Source organism: Kineococcus arenarius subsp. arenarius (genome assembly GCF_050871845.1).
Lineage (GTDB): Bacteria > Actinomycetota > Actinomycetes > Actinomycetales > Kineococcaceae > Kineococcus.
Genome location: NZ_JBJLSE010000184.1, coordinates 1 through 1,952 on the forward strand (window position 1 = coordinate 1; position 1,952 = coordinate 1,952).

Genomic DNA, 1,952 nt, shown 5'->3' on the forward strand with positions numbered 1-1,952 from the left:
TTGAACGCCGCGACACCGTTGTAGGAGCTGGCGACCTCCTGCGCGAGACGCGACACCATGGGAGCTGAGTCGGCAGCGACGGGAGCGGTGCTGATGTCTTGCTTCCACACGCTGCGCGCACCGAAGACGCCTTCCAACGGCTCGGAGGCGGACGGTGCGGTGACGGAGCCGCCTGCGGGGACGACAGCGGCGACGTGCGGCTTGACGAGCACGGCGGCGACGATGGACTTGTCCTTCAGCGCGTTGAACACCATGTCCACCTTGCCGTCGGTGACGGTCGTGGTGAACGTGCGGTCCGCCGGGAGGTCCTTGCCACCAGCCGCGAAGAAGGGATCGAAAGAACGGAGGACCTTCGTTCCCTCGAGCGAGACGTCGAAGACGCGCTTTCCGATGGAGGTCCAGTAGTTCTCAGCCGTCTTGAGGGTGACGTCGTACTGACCGTTGGCCACCGGGATCGCGTAGCTCTGCACCCCTACCCGGAAGTCGGCGTACAGAACCTCATCTGCCGTACCGGTCGCCGCAGCACGAGTGGAGACGGACCCGCCGGTGGCGTAGGCGTCCGCGGCGTACGTCGTCCCGGAAACCGTGACCGCGGTCCCACCCGCGTTGACCGAGGGGCCAGTCGCGGTGATGTGCGGCTTGACGAGCACGGCGGCGACGATGGACTTGTCCTTCAGCGCGTTGAACGCCATGTCCACCTTGCCGTCGGTGACGGTCGTGGTGAACGTGCGGTCCGCCGGGAGGTCCTTGCCACCGCTGACGAGGATGGGATCGAAGGCGCTGAGGACCTTCTTGCCCTCGAGCGAGACGTCGAAGACGCGCTGGCCGACGGAGGTCCAGTAGTTCTCAGCCGTCTTGAGGGTGACGTCGTACTGACCGTTGGGCACCGGGATCGCGTAGCTCTGCACCCCTACCCGGAAGTCGGCGTACAGAACCTCATCTGCCGTACCGGTCGCCGCAGCACGAGTGGAGACGGACCCGCCGGTGGCGTAGGCGTCCGCGGCGTACGTCGTCCCGAAGATCGTGACCGCCGCCCCACCCGCGTTGACGGCAGTGGTCGGTAGAGCGGCGGGCGTGGCGGATGCGGTGGGCGTGGTGGATGCCGCAGCGCCGAACGCCGTGCTGGTGACGACGGCGACCGCGCTACACGCCGCGATCGCGGTTCGCACGATGACGGGACGCTTATTCATCGTTGACTCCAGGAGGGGATCTCGACGGGGTTCTTGCTCTGCTGAAGGCATCGACCACCCCCCCGTCGCGCTTTCGCACTTCAAACCGATTCCGCAGGGCATCAACCCTTCTGGCGCAACTCCTCAACCCGGAAGTCGACGAAGCGTGCTCACCAACCACGCACCCGGCAGCACCCTGACCCGTTCAGCGGACGTACTGTGACGGTGGCTACCTGTCAGGTACTGACCCGAAAGATGAGGGATCACGACGGGTTTTCACTGTGCGTCACCACACACGCTCAGCCCGTGAGATGCATCACATCTCCGGCCGAAGCACGTGCAGCCCGTCAGCCGCATCGCCTCGGGTGTCTCGAGGCCCGTAAGGTCTGCTGCACGTGCCCCGCACCACGCCCAGCCGCCCACCGACGCGCGCGATCACAATGACCCCGCACGATCCAGGAGGGATGCCATGCTGCTGACGCGGAAGGCTGGAGCAGGTCGTCCCTGGGCGCGCAAGCGCTTGATGGTCATTGCGGTGGTGATCCTGGTCGTCACACTGATCGCGGGTGTCATCACTCACCGGCACTTCAACCGCGAACGACAGCCGTCCGGCACCTCGGCCTCGAACCCCGCGACGCCTCAGAGCCTCGAATCGATCTTCGGTGCGCGCAGCGTGTGGAAGCAAGACATCAGCACCGCTCCCGTCGCTGCCGACTCAGCTCCCATGGTGTCGCGTCTCGCGCAGGAGGTCGCCAGCTCCTACAACGGTGTCGCGGCGTTCAA

Annotated in this window: 2 protein-coding genes; one reads left to right on the plus strand and one right to left on the minus strand. The window is 66.0% G+C overall.

The annotated features are described in order from the left end of the window. Positions 1-1,190: malectin domain-containing carbohydrate-binding protein (locus ACRYM0_RS20800; RefSeq protein ID WP_432507753.1), on the minus strand; the 1,190-nt coding region annotated here is incomplete at its 3' end. Positions 1,191-1,638: 448 nt separating this feature from the next. Here ACRYM0_RS20800 and ACRYM0_RS20805 point away from each other — a divergent pair. After that, positions 1,639-1,952, plus strand: a 314-nt coding sequence (locus tag ACRYM0_RS20805; protein ID WP_432507754.1) for a hypothetical protein, incomplete at its 3' end; no start/stop codon positions are given.